The sequence below is a fragment of the Jutongia sp. SJQ-6 genome (assembly GCF_054161275.1).
Map to the genome: position 1 here is coordinate 2,652,500 of NZ_CP195314.1, position 19,445 is coordinate 2,671,944.

General features: G+C 44.8%; 14 protein-coding genes and 1 other RNA gene. 14 read left to right on the forward strand and 1 reads right to left on the reverse strand.

The annotated features are described in order from the left end of the window. The first annotated feature begins 3 nt into the window (after window positions 1-3). The 11 genes from ACSAJE_RS12150 (at window position 4) to ACSAJE_RS12200 (ending at window position 12,503) form a co-directional block, all read left to right on the forward strand. Window positions 4-1,524: an ATP-binding protein gene (locus ACSAJE_RS12150; RefSeq protein WP_458009217.1), complete on the forward strand. Its 1,521-nt coding sequence runs from the start codon at window positions 4-6 to the stop codon at window positions 1,522-1,524. 44 nt (window positions 1,525-1,568) lie between these two features. Beyond that, window positions 1,569-1,748: non-coding RNA, 6S RNA (gene ssrS, locus ACSAJE_RS12155), on the forward strand. Between the two features lie 114 nt (window positions 1,749-1,862). Next, on the forward strand, window positions 1,863-2,837 hold the full coding sequence (locus ACSAJE_RS12160) for an aldolase catalytic domain-containing protein (protein ID WP_243103995.1): 975 nt from the start codon (window positions 1,863-1,865) through the stop codon (window positions 2,835-2,837). 57 nt (window positions 2,838-2,894) lie between these two features. Continuing rightward, window positions 2,895-3,734, forward strand: coding sequence for a glutamate racemase (gene murI / locus ACSAJE_RS12165; RefSeq protein ID WP_118507157.1), 840 nt, complete (start codon window positions 2,895-2,897; stop codon window positions 3,732-3,734). Window positions 3,735-3,749: 15 nt separating this feature from the next. Further along, window positions 3,750-5,036, forward strand: a complete 1,287-nt coding sequence (locus ACSAJE_RS12170; protein ID WP_118507169.1) for an O-acetylhomoserine aminocarboxypropyltransferase/cysteine synthase family protein — start codon at window positions 3,750-3,752, stop codon at window positions 5,034-5,036. Between the two features lie 163 nt (window positions 5,037-5,199). Then, complete coding sequence (locus ACSAJE_RS12175; RefSeq protein ID WP_458009218.1) at window positions 5,200-6,252, forward strand: leucine-rich repeat protein; 1,053 nt, start codon at window positions 5,200-5,202, stop codon at window positions 6,250-6,252. A gap of 16 nt (window positions 6,253-6,268) precedes the next feature. Beyond that, window positions 6,269-7,606, forward strand: a complete 1,338-nt coding sequence (locus tag ACSAJE_RS12180; protein ID WP_118690668.1) for a vWA domain-containing protein — start codon at window positions 6,269-6,271, stop codon at window positions 7,604-7,606. 6 nt (window positions 7,607-7,612) lie between these two features. Continuing rightward, on the forward strand, window positions 7,613-8,986 hold the full coding sequence (locus ACSAJE_RS12185) for an ATP-binding protein (protein ID WP_458009219.1): 1,374 nt from the start codon (window positions 7,613-7,615) through the stop codon (window positions 8,984-8,986). Between the two features lie 130 nt (window positions 8,987-9,116). Beyond that, window positions 9,117-10,568, forward strand: coding sequence for a hypothetical protein (locus ACSAJE_RS12190; RefSeq protein ID WP_458009220.1), 1,452 nt, complete (start codon window positions 9,117-9,119; stop codon window positions 10,566-10,568). Window positions 10,569-10,922: 354 nt separating this feature from the next. Further along, window positions 10,923-11,306 carry a hypothetical protein gene (locus tag ACSAJE_RS12195; RefSeq protein WP_022026075.1) on the forward strand — a complete coding sequence of 128 codons (384 nt, stop codon included), beginning with the start codon at window positions 10,923-10,925 and terminating at the stop codon, window positions 11,304-11,306. Window positions 11,307-11,318: 12 nt separating this feature from the next. Continuing rightward, window positions 11,319-12,503, forward strand: coding sequence for an HD-GYP domain-containing protein (locus ACSAJE_RS12200; protein ID WP_458009221.1), 1,185 nt, complete (start codon window positions 11,319-11,321; stop codon window positions 12,501-12,503). 13 nt (window positions 12,504-12,516) lie between these two features. Here the strand turns inward: ACSAJE_RS12200 and ACSAJE_RS12205 are convergent, their stop codons facing one another. Beyond that, complete coding sequence (locus tag ACSAJE_RS12205) at window positions 12,517-13,458, reverse strand: LacI family DNA-binding transcriptional regulator (RefSeq protein ID WP_458009222.1); 942 nt, start codon at window positions 13,456-13,458, stop codon at window positions 12,517-12,519. 384 nt (window positions 13,459-13,842) lie between these two features. Between ACSAJE_RS12205 and ACSAJE_RS12210 the strand changes: the two genes are divergently transcribed. From ACSAJE_RS12210 to ACSAJE_RS12220, 3 genes are all read left to right on the forward strand, one after another. Beyond that, window positions 13,843-15,606, forward strand: a complete 1,764-nt coding sequence (locus tag ACSAJE_RS12210; protein WP_458009223.1) for a hypothetical protein — start codon at window positions 13,843-13,845, stop codon at window positions 15,604-15,606. 270 nt (window positions 15,607-15,876) lie between these two features. Then, on the forward strand, window positions 15,877-17,913 hold the full coding sequence (locus ACSAJE_RS12215) for a beta-galactosidase (RefSeq protein WP_458009224.1): 2,037 nt from the start codon (window positions 15,877-15,879) through the stop codon (window positions 17,911-17,913). After that, the gene (locus ACSAJE_RS12220) at window positions 17,892-19,343 is read left to right on the forward strand and encodes an aminoacyl-histidine dipeptidase (RefSeq protein WP_458009225.1); all 1,452 of its coding nucleotides are present in this window, start codon (window positions 17,892-17,894) and stop codon (window positions 19,341-19,343) included. The genes ACSAJE_RS12215 and ACSAJE_RS12220 overlap by 22 nt, the downstream gene beginning before the upstream one ends. Window positions 19,344-19,445 lie beyond the last annotated feature (102 nt).

Sequence of the window (19,445 nt, forward strand, 5' to 3'; positions counted from 1 at the left end):
GACATGAAAGGGCTGCATAAGATCAGACAAAAATGGAATGATTCCAAGCTTGGCAGAAATGATATATCTGTACGCATTTATCTGTCTTTTGTTGTGGTGCTTGCTGTTTCGCTGCTGTTGACCGGGGCAATCTTTAATTATTTATATCAGCGCAATTACACGCGTTCCTACACGGAACTTTTGACCAAACAGGGCAAAAAGATAGCACGCCGGGTGTCCAAGTTTCAGTACAAGAAGAATGTCGGACAGTATGAAAAATATTCCGTTTATATTGATGAGATTGAGAGTGCAGAGAACACAGATGTATGGATCCTCAGCAATCATAAGGCGAAAAATGCCTTGAAAGATGATTTTACGAATGCAGAAATGAACGATGACAATCTGACCGATGAAATGTATGCGGTGCTTCACCAGGCGTTTGGGGGACAGACAGGAGCGTCATCAAGCTATGATAAAGCATATGGTATGATGATCCTTCGTGTGGCGATCCCGGTGCACGATTACAAAACCGATCAGGTGATCGGAGCGGTTATGATGGTTTCTATGATCGACCGCCAGACGATGGGACTAAGAGAGGGGAAATATCTGATTTCTCTCAGTGCAGTGGTAGCGGTAGTTATTTCGTATTTGATCGCTTTGATCTTTACAAAATATCTGTCTCTGCCGATCAATAAGATCGGTAAGACGATCCGAAGAATTGCGGGAGGCGATTATTCTCCGGTTGAGAAGTACAGTCACAGCAGGCAGTTATCACAGTTGGAGGAGCAATTAGATGTTCTTGCAGAGCGCTTGACAAAATCGGAGCAGGAACGTGCGAATTTAGAGCAGGTAAGAAGAGACTTTTTTGCAAATGTTTCTCATGAATTGCGGACACCGATCACAGTAGTGCGCGGATATGCGGAAATGCTTTACGATGATGTGCTTTCGGAGGAGGAAGATGTCCGCGGCGTATATGACCGGATCTTATTAGAGTGTCAGGGGATGGAACGTCTGGTGCAGGATCTGTTTTTACTCTCTAAAATGCAGAATCCGGATTTTCAGATGGACAAAGAACCTGTCAGCTTGGCACAGATCTTTGCGGACGTAATGCGTAGTGCACGCGTGATCGGCGAGGACAAAGAGATTCATTTTGTGGTTGATATACCGGAAGAGCAGCCATTTATGATCGAGGGCGATTATGGAAGATTACGGCAAATGTTTTTGATCGTGTTAGATAATGCCGTAAAGTTTTCTGAACGAGGGGGCAAGGTGCACTTGACTCTTGTCAGCCGGGACGGTCTGATCAAGGCACAGATCGCTGATCAGGGCATTGGGATCGCACCGGAAGAGCTGCCATATATTTTTGAAAAGTTTTATAAATCAAAGCTGACACAAAATGAAAAAGGAACCGGGCTTGGACTAATGATCGCTAAGCAGATCATATTACGCCATGGAGGTGACGTTGAGGTGCAGAGTGTGCCGGGAGAAGGTACGACCTTTACCTTTACGTTTATGGAGCTGACTTCGCTGGAAGAATATGAGTAAATTCATTTGACAGTTGTATTTTTCAAGAAAATTGTATATACTTATAGTACCTGGAATGTACGACAACTTCTGATATTTTGAACCTACACTTTATGAATGGGATTCCTATATATATGAAAGAATGTCATGCCTTCATTGCAGAGGAAGATTGCATTTCATATGCGGTTGCCCACCTAGCTGATCGCTAGGACTCAAAATTCAGGAACCGGCATTTTGGGTATATTTTTTTGTCCAATCTTAAGAACCGTTCGGATCGAATACACATGGAAGATCGCGCGGCAGAAAGTGTGGACAAGTGGAACCGGAAGAAATATACGAAATATTTGGAGGAAGAAAAAGTGGCACAGAAGGGTGATTTATTATCTTTTCGTCCGGACATTAAAGTGTTGGACGCAACAATTCGTGATGGTGGTTTGGTAAATGATTTTTATTTTACAGATGAATTTATCCATAATCTGTACGAAGCAAATGTAAAAGCAGGCGTAGACTATATGGAGTTTGGTTATCGCGCTGATAAAGAGATGTTTGACGTGGATGCTTATGGCCCATGGAAGTTTGCTGAGGATGACAAGATTCGCGAAGTCGTTGGTGATAATGACACCGATCTGAAGATTTCCATTATGGCAGATGTAGGACGCTGCAATTATAAAGAAGATATTCATGACCGCAGCGACAGTCCGGTAGATCTTATCCGTGTGGCAACTTATGTGAATACAATGCCGGCGGCGATCGATATGATCGAAGATGCACACCGCAAAGGGTACGAAACGACTTGTAATATCATGGCGATTTCCAATGCGAAAGAGTCCGACATTAATAAAGCGTTAGAAATGCTTGGTAAATCTTGTGTTGATGGCATTTACATCGTGGACAGTTTTGGTTCACTGTTCCCGGAGCAGATCCGCACTATTTCGGATCAGTATATGGAAGTGGGCGAGAAGTACGGCAAATACATAGGAATGCACGCACATAACAATCAGCAGCTTGCTTTTGCAAATACGATCGAGTCCTGTGCAAGAGGTGTGTCTTATTTGGATGCAACGATGAGCGGAATGGGACGTGGAGCAGGAAACTGCTGCATGGAATTATTGCTTGGATTTTTGAAAAATCCAAAGTACAAGCTTTTCCCGATCATTAAATTCATCGAGCAGAATATTGTTCCATTAAAAGAGCAGGGAGTTGAATGGGGATTTGATATTCCATATCTGTTGACAGGTCATTTGAATCAGCATCCACGTGCAGCAATTGCCGCAATGAAAGAGGGACGCAAGGATTACTCCGGATTTTACAAAGAAATTATTGATAAAGATTGATCCGATTCAAAATAAACGGGTGATCAGGAGTATGTAGGAAAGGAATGTAGGGAAAGTATGGTCGAAGCAATATTTAACACGCCGATCGGAGTGTTTGATTCCGGTTTGGGCGGTGTCAGTGTTTTGCGACAGATGCGTTATTTGATGCCTGCAGAGCAATTCTTATATTATGGGGATTGTGCAAATGCACCATATGGTACAAGGACTGTCGAAGAGGTGAGAGATCTGACGATCAAGCATGTTAGCCGGCTGCTCGATCAGGGCTGCAAGGCGATTGTTGTTGCCTGCAATACGGCGACCAGCTGTGCGATCAAAGAGCTTCGGGAAATGTATTCAGATATTCCGATTGTTGGCATAGAACCTGCGATCAAGCCGGCAGTAACAGAACACCCGGGCGGCAATATACTTGTGATGGCAACACCGATGACGTTGAAGCAGCAAAAATTCAATAAACTGATGCATAAATATGAAGATCAGGCAAATATCATCCCGGTGCCATGTCCCGGCTTGATGGAATTCATCGAGAGCGGAGATTTTGACGGCGAAGAAGTTTATATTTACCTGCATGAACTTTTTGAGGGGATCAAAGAAAGACCGTTGGATGGAATTGTTCTCGGATGCACTCACTATCCATTCGTACAGGATACGATCTTGGAGATGGTTGGAGAACATGTGGATCTGTATGATGGCGCAATTGGCACGGCAAAGGAAATGCAGCGGCGGTTACGCGAGATCAAGTTACTGGCAACGAAAGAAGAGCTTGGACATGTTCATTTTGAATGCAGCGGTAACCGTGGGGAGAAAACAAAGTTGTTTCAGCGATTGATGGCACTTCCGGTTGTGTCAGCAAAACCGATGACGCAAGATCAGTTTAAGGATTATTTTACAATTGATTAATTAAGGAGAGATATGATGAACGAATATACAATGGGAACAAAGTGTGTACAGGCAGGATATACTCCGGGTAATGGCGAACCGCGTCAGATCCCGATCGTGCAGTCTACTACATTTAAGTATGACACCAGTGAGGATATGGGGAAATTATTTGATCTGGAAGCAAGCGGATATTTTTACACACGCTTGCAGAATCCAACCAACGATCATGTAGCAGCTAAGATTGCAGCAATGGAGGGTGGTACGGCAGCAATGCTGACTTCTTCCGGTCAGGCAGCCAATTTTTTTGCTTTGTTTAATATTTGTGAGTGCGGCAGTCATATTGTGGCATCTTCATCAATCTATGGTGGCACATTTAATTTGATACAGGTCACCATGGCAAAGATGGGTATTACTGTTACATTTGTATCCCCGGATTGTACAGAAGAAGAGTTAAATGCAGCATTTCAGGATAATACGCGTGCGGTTTTTGGTGAGACGATTGCTAATCCTGCATTGACGGTATTGGATATTGAAAAGTTTGCGAAGGCTGCGCACGCGCATGGTGTGCCGTTGATCGTGGATAATACATTCCCAACGCCGGTGAATTGCCGGCCGATCGAGTGGGGGGCAGATATTGTGACGCACTCTACGACAAAATATATGGATGGACACGGAGCAGCAGTCGGTGGTGCGATCGTTGATTCCGGTAAGTTTGACTGGATGGCACATGCGGATAAGTTCCCGGGGCTTTGCACACCGGATGAATCTTATCATGGTATTACTTATGCTGAAAAGTTTGGCAAAGAGGGGGCATTTATTACAAAATGTACAGCACAGTTGATGCGCGATTTTGGATGCATTCAATCTCCACAGCATGCATTCCTCTTGAATTTAGGATTAGAATCTCTTCATGTTCGTATGCCTCGACACGTTGAGAATGGACAGGCTGTAGCAGAATTTTTACAGGAACAGCCACAGGTATCTTATGTTAATTATTCCGGTCTGCCAACAGATCGTTACTATACATTAGCACAGAAATATCTGCCGAATGGCGGATGTGGTGTCGTTTCATTCGAATTAAAGGGTGGACGTGCTGCGGCTGAGAAGTTTATGAAGAATCTGAAGTTGGCGGCGATCGAGACACATGTAGCAGATGCAAGAACCTGCTGCTTGAACCCGGCGACTTCGACACATCGTCAGATGACAGATGAACAATTAGAGGCAGCAGGTGTACCTGCCGGCTTGGTTCGTATTTCATGTGGTTTGGAAGATAAAGCAGATCTGATCGCAGATCTGAAACAGGCATTAGAAGCGATTGACTGATTGCCACTGTATGCAGGATACACACAAAAGCAAAGCTAGCGCTTTGCCTTTGTCTCGCTATACAACAGCAATTTCCTATCAATCAAGAAAGACCTCTCTGTATAGACCTCGTTAGAGGGATGTGCAGGGGGGTTTTGACGTAATAGAGGAGGATGACAGAGCGATGATTCGACTATTGTGGAAAAAGACCTCTGATGGGGCAAAGATATACCGTGTTTATGGCACCAATGGCTGTCTGACCGTGCCACAGAAAATAGAGGGCATGCCTGTATATGCGATTGGAGCATACTGTTTCTCGGCATCCAATAAACTAGACGGCTTGGAGGAGATTCGCGAAACGAAATGGCAGGAACCATTAGAACCCTATCCCGAGAAACAGTATGAGCGTATGGTTGAAGCGCGGCCTGGTACAGGGGATGGAGTGCTGCTTGATACAAAGGGAGTGGCACAGCCTGCCGCTGTTTATTTGGGGGAGATAGCGGGTAATGAAGTACTACAGGTTGTCTTGCCGGACACAGTTGTAGAAATAGAAGAACTTGCATTCTACAACTGTAGAAAATTATCTGTGATAGAATTTGGCAGTGCGCTGGAAACTATTGGCAGTGATGTATTTATGAATTGTCGCAGCCTGAAGCAGCTTAGAGTTCGGGCAGATATACGTGGCAAAACCGGTGTGAAAGCAGTTTTGTCACGCATTCCATGGGAGATACAGGTTGATTTTGCGGGGGAGGAGACAGCGTCGTTATTGTATCCGGAATATACGGAGAGTTATGATGAAATTGCGCCGGCGCATATTTTTGGGCGTAATATTACCGGAGAAGGATTTCGGGCAAGACAGCAATTTCAGGATGGTATTGTACAGTTTGCCGGATATGATGCGATCTATCCGAAGGTGATTGCAGAAGAATCGCCGCTTACGATCGCGAAGATGGCATATTTACGGTTACAGACGCCGATCGGTGTACAGGAAGATGCGAGGAAACGTTATGAGGAGCAGCTTCATCAAGAGGCAGAGGTGCTGGCGCTGCATTACATTGATCGGAAACAATTGGAACCATTGCATTATTTTTGCGAGCATCGTTATCTGACGGGAAACGCCTTGGAACATGCCACGCAGAAAGCGTTAGAAGATCAGTGGTCAGAGGGAGCTTCCCGGCTTATGGAATGGAATTATCAGTACGGGCGTAACAGGCGTAGGGAACGCTACGCATTTTGAAAGGAATTGGGAAGTTATGACCAATATAGAACAGTCGAATGAGAAAAGGCAGCGTTCGCAGGCGGTAACGCAGACAGAGTGGGAGCAGTATATGGCAGAAAAGATATTACGTCTGATCCGTCATGAATTGTATATGGACTTCCGCTATATGGATGTTGCATTGTCGGCATTGAGCTATCAGCCCAAAGAGGGCATTGATACGTTGGGAACGGAAGGCGATCATCTGTTTTATTCTGCGGATCATTTGCTGCGCGTGTATCCTAAAAATCCGGTGTATTTAAACCGCTGTTATCTTCATATGATCCTGCATTTGATCTTTTGTCATCCGTGGCTGCAGGGCAGCAGAAATGCAGCGGATTGGGATCTGGCGTGTGATATTATGATCGAGTATTTAATCGATCATATGGAGCAGACGAGTGTACAGCGCATTACCGGTCTGCTCCGCAGAAAAGTATATAAACGGCTGGAGTCCGTGGGACAGGCATTATCAGCGGCAATTATTTATGAACAGATCCGTTTGTGGTATGAATTCGATCTGGCGGAACTTAGCAAAGAATTTTATACGGATACGCATGCGTTTTGGCCACGACCACAGCCGGAGCAGGCCATTCCTGTGCAGATTCCGCCGAAATGGGACAAATTGGCACGACAGACACAGATGCAGATGGAACGGCAGGGCAGAAATGATGGCGATGAAGAAAGATTGATGCTGAAACAGATCCGTGTGTTGCAGCAACGGCGCAGTTATCGGGATTTTTTGCGTAAATTTGCATCGCTTCGGGAGACGCTGCAGATAGACCCCGAAGAATTTGATCTTAGTTATTATACCTATGGGTTACGCATATATGGCAATCTGCCGTTGATCGAGCCGATGGAAACTAAGGAGACATTACAGGTAGAGACGTTTGTCGTTGTTATTGATACCAGTTATTCTACAAATGGCGAATTGGTAAAAAAGTTTTTACAGCTTACCGCAGATCTGCTGCTGGAAAGTGTTGAGCTTTCCGGCAAATGCAGGATTCATATTTTGCAATGTGATGATAAGGTTAGGCAGGATGATGTCGTTACCAGTAAAGAGGAGCTGGCACAGACGCTGCAGCGGTTTACCTTGACAGAAGGTGGGAGTACGGATTTTCGGCCTGCTTTTCGCTACGTGGATCAGTTGATGCAATCCGGGCAGATCCGCCATTTGCAAGGGCTTTTGTACTTTACGGACGGCAAGGGAATATATCCGGCAAAACGACCGGAATATAAGACGGCGTTTATCTTTGCGCAGGATTATGAGGAAGAGGCAGTGCCACCGTGGGCGATGCGGATCCGCATTGATCACGAAGAAATCATGGAAGGAAAGTAATTTATTATGAATATTAAACAGGCAAAAAACGAAGTGATCCGCACAGTTCGTGCGTATTTAGAGAAAAGGGACAACGGTGAGTATATGATCCCGGTGATCCGACAGCGCCCGCTATTGCTTCTGGGAGCACCGGGTATCGGCAAGACGCAGATCATGGAACAGGTGGCAAATGAGTGTGGAATTGGGCTGGTATCGTACACGATCACTCATCACACCAGACAAAGTGCAGTCGGGCTCCCATTTATTCGTGAGAAGACTTACGGAGAGCAGACATATTCTGTGACAGAATATACGATGAGTGAGATCATTGCCAGTGTATATGAGAAGATAGAAAAGGAAAAGAAGGAGGGCATACTTTTTATCGATGAGATCAATTGCGTGTCCGAAACGCTTGCACCGACGATGCTGCAATTTTTGCAGTGTAAGACGTTCGGTAATCAGGCGATCCCGGAGGGCTGGATCATTGTGGCAGCCGGAAATCCGCCGGAGTACAATAAATCCGTCCGGGATTTTGATATGGTGACACTTGATCGTGTACGACGCATCATGGTCGAGCCGGATTATCCGGCGTGGAAAGAATATGCCCGCAGGCAAAGGATTCACAGCGGAATCCTAAGTTATTTGGAACTGCGCCCGCAGAATTTTTATCGTGTACAAACGGATGTGGATGGAATGCTTTTTGTGACAGCGCGTGGCTGGGAGGATCTGAGCACGCTGATCCAAGTGTACGAAACGCTGGGACAGCCGGTGGATGAAGATTTGATCAGCGAATTTATACAACATCCGGAAGTGGCAAAGGATGTGGCGGTCTACTTGGATCTGTATCGCAAGTATGAAGATGATTATGGCATTGAAGATATTTTACAGGGAAAAGAAGATGTCGCAGTATATCAACGGCTGCAAAATGCATCGTTTGACGAGCGGTTGAGCGTTGTCAATCTGTTGCTGTCGGGGCTTAACAGGCATTTTGCGAAGGTGGCAGATTACAAAAAGACAATGGATGCGTGGTATGCATCACTGAAGCAAATGCAGCAGGAGGCAGAGGCTGGCAGTGAGGAAGCAGCAAAAACGTTTGCCGCGCAAAAACCGGAGTTTGATCAAAAGCAGGAACAACTGATCCGAGAGGAAGATGCAGCATTAGAGGAATTGGAGAATGCCTTTTCTTTTATGGAAAATGCATTTCCGGAAGGGCAGGAAATGGTTGTTTTCGTCACAGAATTAACGATGGGTGGCGATTCAATGGCATTTTTGCAGGACAATCCTTGCGAGATCTATCAAAAATACAACCAGCAGTTTATGGTAGGGAGCAAACGTGCCGAGCTTTTGGCCGAGCTTGAGGAAGGTAAAATACGCAGCGAAGAGCATATCAGAGATTTTTAGGGTATAAGATGCCGAAATTGCCGGTAGATTTTTGAGGGGGATTTCTGTTATACTATTTTAAGCTGAGCGTTTTGTGCTCCTAAATATGTAAAACATAGCAGAGGATATTTCTGCGGAACGGAGGAATATAATGAGTGAAGAGTTGAAAGTTAAGGCATTGCATATGGGACCGGCAGAGTGTGCCGTTGATCTGGGCGATGGCAGTGAGCGTGGAGAATATGTGGATCAGGATTACATCCTGCAGAAACTGGGACGCCCACATAGAGCTGTCAATCTGATGTACTGCTATTATCCAAATGACGATAAGTGGCCGGGACGTGCCAGTGTTGTGCATGCAGATCCGTCTGTACAGTTCGCATGGGATTTTCCATACGATGATTATTTCACCTATAAGGGTGGTTTGAATGGAACATTAGATGATGAGCCGTTTACTTATATGAGAGATGTCCGTAAACATGGACAGGATGTGCTGCTTACGATGACAATTGATCCAAAGCTTACCGATGATCATATTATTGCAATCGCAAAGGATCTTCGCACGTTTGGACGTGTATTGCTTCGTATCAACCATGAGGCGACCGGTAACTGGTTCTCCTTTAATAAACGTGCTTCTTATGAGGAGGTTGCAGCATTCTTTACACATTGCTGCGAGATCATTCATCGTGAAGCTCCAAACGTTAAGACGATCATTTGTCTGGATGGCTGTAAGGAGTTAGAGGATGAGAAGATGGAAATGGAAGACATCTTCGCAGAGGCTTCCCGTGCAGCAGATATTGTGTCCGTTGACCGTTATATGGCACTTCATTGGGGATGGCCATATGATGTTGCAGAAGAGGGAGGAGATACGTTTGCGCGTCATACGGTAGACAAGATCTACAACTTAGCAAAGAAGAGCTATGAGCGTTACACGTATGTTAATAATGGTATTAAGAAGCCGATGGTATTGTCTGAGTTTAACGCTGATGGAGACGTAACTGGTGCCTATGATCAGGCAGACATGCTGAAAGAGTTTTGTGAGATGCTGAAAGCGGACAAGGAGAAATGGCTGTCAGGATTCACGTTATATCAGATGCGCGATAGAGGACGTCTGGGCTTGGAGATCGAGGATCCTAACAATGCGAATGTTGGTATCGAACAGCCAATTTTGAATACGTATCGTGAGATTATCCATGAGGATTTCTTTAGTCCGTCCATGGACGAAGGAAGTGAGATCACACTTCCGGCTACACTTCGCTGGGGTGGTTCTGAGGATGCAGAGGGTATTGCAGTTCCTTTGCACTTCGAGAAAAATCCGGTATTCTGTGAAGTATATTTTGATGAACAGACAATTGACATGAACTTGATGATGGAATTGAATGGACACTGGTTCTACAAGGCTCCGGGTGTGAAGTGCATCGATATGATGAGTGCATTCTTTAAGAAGCCTTTGGAGAGTGAAGCAGATATGAGTTTGAAAATATTTGCGCCACCGGCATCCGGTGAGAATAATCCATCACAGGGCGAGGATTGGATGACAAATTATTATGCGGAATTAAAGGCATTGCCGGAGGTTCGCATTCGTTTTGCTCCGATCGTAAAATAATACAGGAGCCGTGTTAAGCTATTTGTACGGCAGATGAGGGGCTGCCACAAGCGATAAGAAACTTGTGGCAGCCCTATGTTACTTTATAGGAAACTGCTCATAGTGTGGTGTTATGCCACCAAGAATTGCTTTAGCAATTCTTGCAAAGCAAAGCGCTGGCTTTGCTTTTTTATATCTGACAGGTGAAACGGGTAATAATTACAGAGGGAAGCCAAACTCATCTGCATAGTAGCTATGAGGATCTTGCATGTGAAATGAGAAAAAAGATCACAGTTGCCAAATGTGTAAAAGGCAAGGTATAATAGAAATAATTGAGAACGAAATGATTCACAGCATGAGAGATGGAGGAGCGTCATGGGTGGAATGAAATTATGGAAACGTATTATGTTTTCCGTGGTGAGTATAATATGGGGATTTGCGTCATTAGATTATCTGTATTATGCCTTTCGTTTGATGACAGGAAAGACACGAAGCGACGGATCATATGATCTGCCCAGAGACGGCGCGGCTCAGCTTGCCGGGGTGGCGTTGTTTTTATTATGGTTTTTGGTTGTTTGGATGTATTTCCGGCTGATCCGGCGCAATACAGTGCAGATCAGCATGATAGAAGAAAATCCAACAACAGGCAGGCAGCGTGTTCGACATAAATGGTTTGATACCCTGCTGCAGATCGTAATGATCGTGACAGGGACGCTATTGCGCTGGAGCTATGTTGTGGTGTTTGTTTTTAACAGATAAGAGGGTATGTAGATGAAGATCAAAAAAGTATTAACGGCTAATTTGAAGCCGGGCATGGTTTCTTCGGAGGCAGCGTATACATATACCAATCATTTGGTTATCCAAAGTAATACGGTTTTGACGGAAGAGATTATCGAAAAATTAAAATACTATGCTGTAAAAGCGGTAAAAGTATATGTTCAGGAGGAGTCTGAGAATACGTCAGGGACGGTCAATTCGAAACAGTCAAATGTTGTAGAGACAGTGGAAGGCGTGTCTGCGCAGGTGCTGCCGGAAGGAGAGACGGACACGGTATCTGCTGCTGTAGAGCAATTAGCAGGTCCGACCTATTTTGAACGAGTTCAGCAATCAGAGGAATTTCGCGTATTTGAGTCAGAGTTTACTGATTGTGTAGGTGGTTTTAGGCAGTCCTTAAATGATATTGTGACCAAGAGTTCAGATGGTCTGGTAGACAGTATGTTGGGTGATGTGGATGCACTGCTCAAAAAGACACGTAATCCACTGCATCTGTTGGACATGCTGCAGTGTATGCGTGGTTATGATGACATGACGTATACGCATTCAATGAATGTGGCACTGATCTGTAACGTGATCGGCAATTGGCTTCGCATGAATGAGAAAGACTTAAAGGTATTGGTGACCTGTGGACTGCTTCATGATATTGGTAAGCTGCGTGTGCCGAATGATATCATAACCAAACCGGGAAAGTTGACTGGGCAGGAATATGAGATTGTCAAGAAACATCCGCAATACGGATATGAAATGTTAAAAGATAAAAATTTGGATCGTCGTGTCAAATTGGCGGCATTGCAGCATCATGAGCGTTTTGGAGGAACCGGCTATCCATATGGATTGATGGGATCGAGTATAGAATATTTTTCGTCAATTGTTGCTGTTGCAGATGTATATGATGCAATGACGTCAAATCGTTGTTATCGCAAAGGAATCTGTCCTTTTAAGGTTATTGGAATCTTGGAACAGGATAAAGATGCATATGAACCGGGAGTATTGTATTTGTTTATGGAAAGAACGATAGAAGCTTATGTTAACACAGAAGTATTACTATCAAACGGGGAGCAGGGAAAGGTTGTCTTATTAAACAAATCCCTGCTCTCCAGACCAGTCGTTATGACAGATAAAGGAACTACTTATGATCTTTCGAAAGATTTTCGAATGAGTATTGAGGCACTGATCTGATCCTAAGTTTTAGTTACTCTGTGTAAGGTTTCACAGATTCACCTTTTTCTAAACAGGAGTCAACGATGACCGGTTTATAGGAACAGCCGCGTTTGTGCTCGATCAGAGAGATCAATTTATCATCATAACCGGCAACGGAAACATCTTCCGGAATGGATAATCCCATATCGCGGATCGTTTCCATGCCACCGACAGCTGAATAGTCATCCTGGTAAATAATACAGGATGGCGGAGTCGGTAGAGAAAGAAGCTGACGTGTATATTGGCGCGCAGCAGTCAGGTTGCGGTATTCTGTGCTAATGTGGTATTCTGGCGGAATATCCAGACCGTGTTCCAGCATGACATTCTGATAACTGGTTACACGTTCACTGGTCACGGCAGAAGTTTCACCGGAAAGATAAGCGATTCGCTTGTGTCCCTGCGAAATGATATATTCAACGAGTTCTTTCATGCCACTGGCATTATCAGACAACACCGACATTGTGTTAGTATCCGGATACGTACGGTCAACGGTAACGACCGGGATATCGCTGTTGATCAGGGCTTCAACGTCCTGATTATCAAAGTCAATACAAGCAATCATGACGCCGTCCAAACCACGGTAACGGCAGTGCTCTAAATAGGTTTTGTGCTTATCGTGAGGCTGGTTGCTGTTGATGAAGGTAATATCATAGCCCTTCGCCTCGGCAGTCACCTTGAAACTGTTCAATATTGAAGAAAAATAATCGTGCGTCAATCCACAATTTGCATCGTCCATAAAAAGGACACCGATGTTGTAACTTTTGTTGGTTCGGATCGCGCGGGCGTAATACTGTGGTACGTAGCCCATCTGTTTTGCGACTTGTTTTATGTGCTGTTTTGTGTCCTCGCTGATATCAGCCTTGTCATTGAGTGCTTTGCTCACAGTGGCAACGGATACACCACACAATTTTGCAATATCTTTGATGGATGCCATAGCATTGCAACCTCCTTACTTAAACATTTTCGATATCAGTATAACATAGTATGTTAAGTGGGGCAATGATAAAATTTTAGATGTTTGTTCATTTTTTACGAATTTGACAAAATCCAAGGAAACACACCATGTTGTGTATTGTGCGGAAGATCCCCACAAATAGGGGCGTTTACTGTTTGTTCATAAATTGTTTACATATTAATTCCAAAAAACAGGTGACAGAATATAAAAAGAAAAGTATAATAGAAAAGGTAACCTGTCGGTAATATACCATTCGTTCAAAGCTCATTTTTTGTGCCGGATGGACGATATGTTATTTGAGATAGATTGGTAAAGATAGAGAAGACGAAGAAAAAAGATTAGGCAGTAAGGGAGGCGCGTTGTATGGATCTTATAGGTAAAAACGGAAAGATTGACGGCATTTTAGCAGCACAAGTACTGTTAGATGGCGGTGTCTTTTTCTTTAAGCCGGGAGAACTGTATTACGATGGTACGTATCACCAAGTGAAAGGAATGCAGGCTAATACGACTGCAATGAGGGACTTTCCGGGAATCTTTGATAAAATGGATACGCTTGCGCCGGAATTAGTCAATTTGATGGTATATATAGAGAAGAACACGATGTTCCGTGTCAAGCTGGAAGATTTAGGAGAAGAGATCCGCGAGTTTTTACAGAATGAAGATATGACAGGAATGACATTTCTCTATTTGTTTAAATGGCATTTGTTGGCGCTGAATCGTAATGTAGATGGTATCACGGTTTCGATGGAAACACGTGTATATACGGGGATTCCGGATGCGAAGAAGAAAGTCCGTGAGCTGGTAGAGATGCTTGTTGGATACAATGGAACAGATCCGAAGTCTGTTGCGATCAATGTGGTTGAGGTGGATGAGCATGGTAATGAGGTGAAGAGAGCAGAGGAAGAGGAAACTCCTGTGCCTGCAGAAGCACCGGCACCGGCACCGATGGAGGCTCCAGCTACAGCACAGCATGAGGAGATCGAATCTTCAGATACAACACAGGTTGCATCTATTGTGGAGACGGCAGTATCTGACAGTGGTGCGATGGATCCTGTTGCAGAACCGATGCAGACAACGGTGGCAAGCCCTGTGGCAGTAGCAGCGGCAACTCCTGCAGCAGCATTGCCTGCAGAGTTTAGTTCCTATGCAGATGATGTTAAGCCGAAGTTACAGAAAGTAGCGGACGGTTGGACGCAGTATTTGGAGGAATTTAAGAAGGAACTGTCAACCGTACGTTTTACAGGATTTTCGGATCCTAAGATCAAGGAGATGCGCGATAAGATTGCCGACAAACAGGAAGATTTTGGTGGCGATCTGGAAGAGATCTTGGAAGATCTATATGATCATATTGATGAATTGGATGATAAGGGTGTTCCTGAGGATGTCATGAAGTCTGTTCTTGATCTGGAGAGAGACTGTTACGCGGAACTTACGAATCTGCGTGTTGAGTTTGATAATATCGGAGCAGTCGAATATCGTATCTCACGTCGTTGCTCCAGAAAGCACGAACAGTGGGAAGATGTTTATCGGAAGCTGCCATCCGTACTTAAAGCGGCTGAGGAAGAGCGCAAGAATCAGGCGCGCAAGCAGGTTGAAGATGAGATCAACGAGATTCGTGCACAGATCAATTTAATGGTTAAGAATTATAATGATGCGAAAGCTGTTGTTGAATATGCGCAGAAACAGTTAGAGTCCAGTAAGGGCAATTTCGAAGAGGATCGTAAGAAACTCGTTGCACGCGGAGAGGCGGCAGTTGGTGCTGTAGATCAGCGCATTCGTGAGAATAATATGCGTATTGAAGAAATGGAAGTTGAGAATAAGAAGCTGGAAGATGAGTTGAAGGATGCTTCCGGATTTGCACTTGGTCGTAAGAAGACGATTCGAGACACCATTGAATATAATATGTCGTTTATCAATAAATACCGTGATGTCGGACAGAACTTAGAGGCTGAAAGACAGCAGGTTGCGGATGAATGGAATCGAAAGCTGCATGACCTTGTTGGTGATACCGATAAGTTAAAGCATGAGATCACTGAGAATATGGGGAAGATGAAGCAGTTAGAGCAGAGTGTTGCTGCAGAGAAGCAAAGCTTGCTGCAGAAAGAAGCAGAACTTTCCAAGATGTAGAGGATCTACGATCGTCACTGGTAAGTCTTTATCTGACAAATGGGAAGGTGACTGTTTGGAGACTGTGGTGCTGTTACAGTGCAAATGATCAGTACAAAAATCAAAAGACGTCATGTTTAGACATGGCGTCTTTTCTAAATTAACAACAGGATAACTCATTTCGTACTATCAAAAAAGAAAATGCGGCAAGGCAATTGCTATAGTTTCTTGATGGCAGCTTTGAATGTGCGAAGTTTGAGTTAAAAAAAGAAGGAGAAAGGCAGGAGTTCTATGAGGATTGGAGTAGATTATTATCCGGAGCACTGGCCAGAAGAAGTGTGGGAACAGGATGCAGATCGTATGCAGGATGCAGGGGTGTCGGTGGTGCGAATGGCAGAGTTTGCCTGGAGTCGTCTGGAGCCGGAGGAAGGTGTGTATGAATTTGGCTGGTTAGATAGAGCAGTGCAGGTGTTTACAGAGCGTGGCATCGATATTGTGCTCTGCACGCCGACATGCACACCGCCACAGTGGATGTTTCATCGTTATCCGGAAGTGATACAGGTGGGGCGTGACGGCAATAAAATACCGATCGGGGTGCGCGGACACCGTTGCATGAGTAATCTTCGTTATCGCGATTTTTGTGATAAGATCATCAGCAGAATGGTAGGACGTTATTGTGATAATCCGAATGTCATTGGATATCAGATCGATAATGAGTTAGAGGCTAATCATTGCCGGTGTCCGGAATGTGTCAGCCGTTTTCGGAAATATGTTCAGGGAAAATACCATACGATCGGTGCCGTAAACCGTGCTTATGGAAATGCGGTGTGGAGTGGGGAATACAGCTGCTTTGAGGAGATAGAACCTCCGACAGCTGCCGTGCTGCAATGGCAGAACCCCTCATTGACACTGGACTATAACCGTTATGCATCGGAAAGCACGGTGGATTATGTGCGATTTCAGGAGCAGATCATTCGTGAGCTCGCACCAGATGCGCTGATCACGACCAATAACTGGCTTTGTGAAAATATGCCTGACTTTTATGATATGTTTGAGACGTTGGACATTGTGTCTTACGATAATTATCCGGCGCTTACATTGCCAAAAGACCGACAGACATTATATTCGCATGCGTTTCATTTGGATCTGATGCGTGGCATCAAACGCCAAAACTTCTGGATCATGGAACAGCTTAGTGGTGCTATGGGAAGCTGGATGCCAATGACACCGACATTATATCCGGGTATGTTAGAGGGATATTCCCTGCAGGCATTTGCTCATGGCGCAGATACGGTGATACAGTTTCGCTTTCGGACTGCATGCTCCGGTGCAGAGATGTATTGGCATGGTCTGTTGGATCACAGTAACATGCCGGGAAGACGGTATAAAGAGTTTGAACATTTATGCCGCAGGGCAGAGCAGTTAGAAGAAGTTAGAGAGTCCGAGATCATCAGCAGTGTAGCGGTTTTGTATGGTTCCGATCAGGAGTATGCGTTCAAATTGCAGCATCAGGCAGAGGGAATGTATTATTTGGAACAGCTCAAAAGCCTGCATGATGCCTTTACTGCGATCGGAATGAATGTGGATATCATTGATGAGAAAGCGGATTTATCAGGCTATGATATTGTGTTGGCACCTACGCTGCAGATCACCAATGAAATAGTGGTACAGCAGTTATATCAGTTTGTGGCAGAAGGTGGCACTGTTGTGTTGACCAACCGTTGTGGTGTGAAAGATATGCACAATAAATGTCAGATGGATTTATTGCCGACCGTGTACCGAGAGCTGGTAGGAGTGCATGTGGAAGAATATGATGTCATTGGAACGGTGATACAGGATGTTTGCATACAGGATGACGAGTTACGGCAAAGCTTTGAGCAGACACGGAAGGTGCAGTGGCAAGGGGAGCCGGTGAAGCCTTGTGCAACGCAGTGGTGTGATCTGTTGAAGGCAGATACGGCAGAGGTGTTAGCTGTGTATCAGGCGCAGGAGGGCAGCAGAGAAGCTTTTTACCGGGGAACGCCTGTGGTGACCAGGAATGAATATGGAACCGGTGAAGCATACTATCTGGGGACAGTATTAGACCGTGCATCTTACATTTCTTTGGCGAAGACACTTGCAAAGCGACGTCAATTGGAATATGATGAAAATCTGCCATTAGGTATGGAAGTGACAACCAGAGTTGGCACCAAGCAGGAATGGCGTTTTTGGTTTAATAACACAATGCAGACTGTCTGTCTGCAGGATGGAAAGACATTTGCACCTTTTGAAATGAAGGTGGCATATAGGAAGAGAGGAGAGACAACATGGGAATTTTATCCAAACTAGAGCCCAACAGAGTGTTTTATTATTTTGAGGAGATCTGTCAGATCCCACACGGTTCGACCAATACGAAAGAAATCAGTGATTATTGTGTGAATTTTGCAAAAGAGCATGGACTGCGCGTTCAGCAGGACGATGCCAATAATGTCATTATCTGGAAAAATGGTTCGCAGGGGTATGAAGATCATGCGCCGGTTATGCTGCAGGGACATATGGACATGGTGTGTGAAAAGGAAGCTGACTGCGGTATTGACATGCAGACACAGGGATTGGATCTGCAATTGGAAGATAATGTGATCAGTGCCCGTGGTACGACTTTGGGCGGGGATGATGGTATTGCGGTAGCATATGCTTTAGCAATACTGGAATCGACAGACATTCCACATCCGCCGTTGGAAGTAGTGTTTACCGTAGACGAAGAGATCGGTATGCTTGGTGCAGCAGCACTGGATATGTCACCGCTGAAAGCGCGTACGATGTTAAATATGGATTCGGAGGATGAGGGATATTTGTTAGTAAGCTGTGCAGGAGGATTGACGGCAAAGGCACATTTGCCGGTGAAGCGTGACAGCGTAACAGATGTTTCTTATATGCAGCTTACAGTTACCGGATTATTGGGCGGACATTCCGGCGTAGAGATCGATAAAGGAAGGGCAAATGCAAATATTATGCTGGGAAGAGCATTGTATGAGCTTGCACAGGATTGTGAATATAAGATCGTGTCGATAGAGGGCGGTAAGAAAGATAATGCGATCCCACGTGAGGCGCATGCTGTTCTGGCAGTGAAAAATGGGGATGTCACTGTAGCGTCGGCAAAGGTGAAAGCACTTCAGGAGATCTACCGCAAGGAATATTGTCATACAGATGCAGAGATTACAGTGACGATCGATCGGGCATCACAGGACATAACATGTGATCCGATGGACAGAGAGACAACAGAGCGAATTGTGACAGCGTTAATGAATCTGCCGAACGGTATTCAAAATATGAGCTTTGCAGTGGAAGGATTAGTGCAGACTTCGCTGAATCTCGGCATTATGATGACAGATGCGCAAGAAGTGTGTCTTTCCTATTCCGTGCGCAGCAGTGTGGAAACACAGAAAGAATATTTAGTGGAACAGATTTCTTGCCTGGTAAAACGTCTTGGTGGAACGGTCACCTGTATAGGAGAATATCCTGCTTGGGAATATAGAGAACAGTCGCCGTTACGAGACAAAATGATTGAAATCTTTGAAAAGCAGTATGGCAGAAAACCGATCGTGCAGGCATTGCACGCAGGAGTGGAATGCGGACTGTTCGCCGGACAGCTTCCGGGACTGGATTGTGTTTCTTTTGGTCCTGATATGAAAGATATTCACACGCCGAAAGAAACGATGGATGTCGGCAGTGTAGAGAGAACTTGGAACTATGTCCTTGAAATATTAAGAAATTTGTAATAATTTACGCATAAGTTTCGTGGTAAAATATTACAACAATAAAAAAATGTGAGTTCTCAGAGCACTTTTGTGCATATCATTTCGGTTAGAGGGACCGGATAC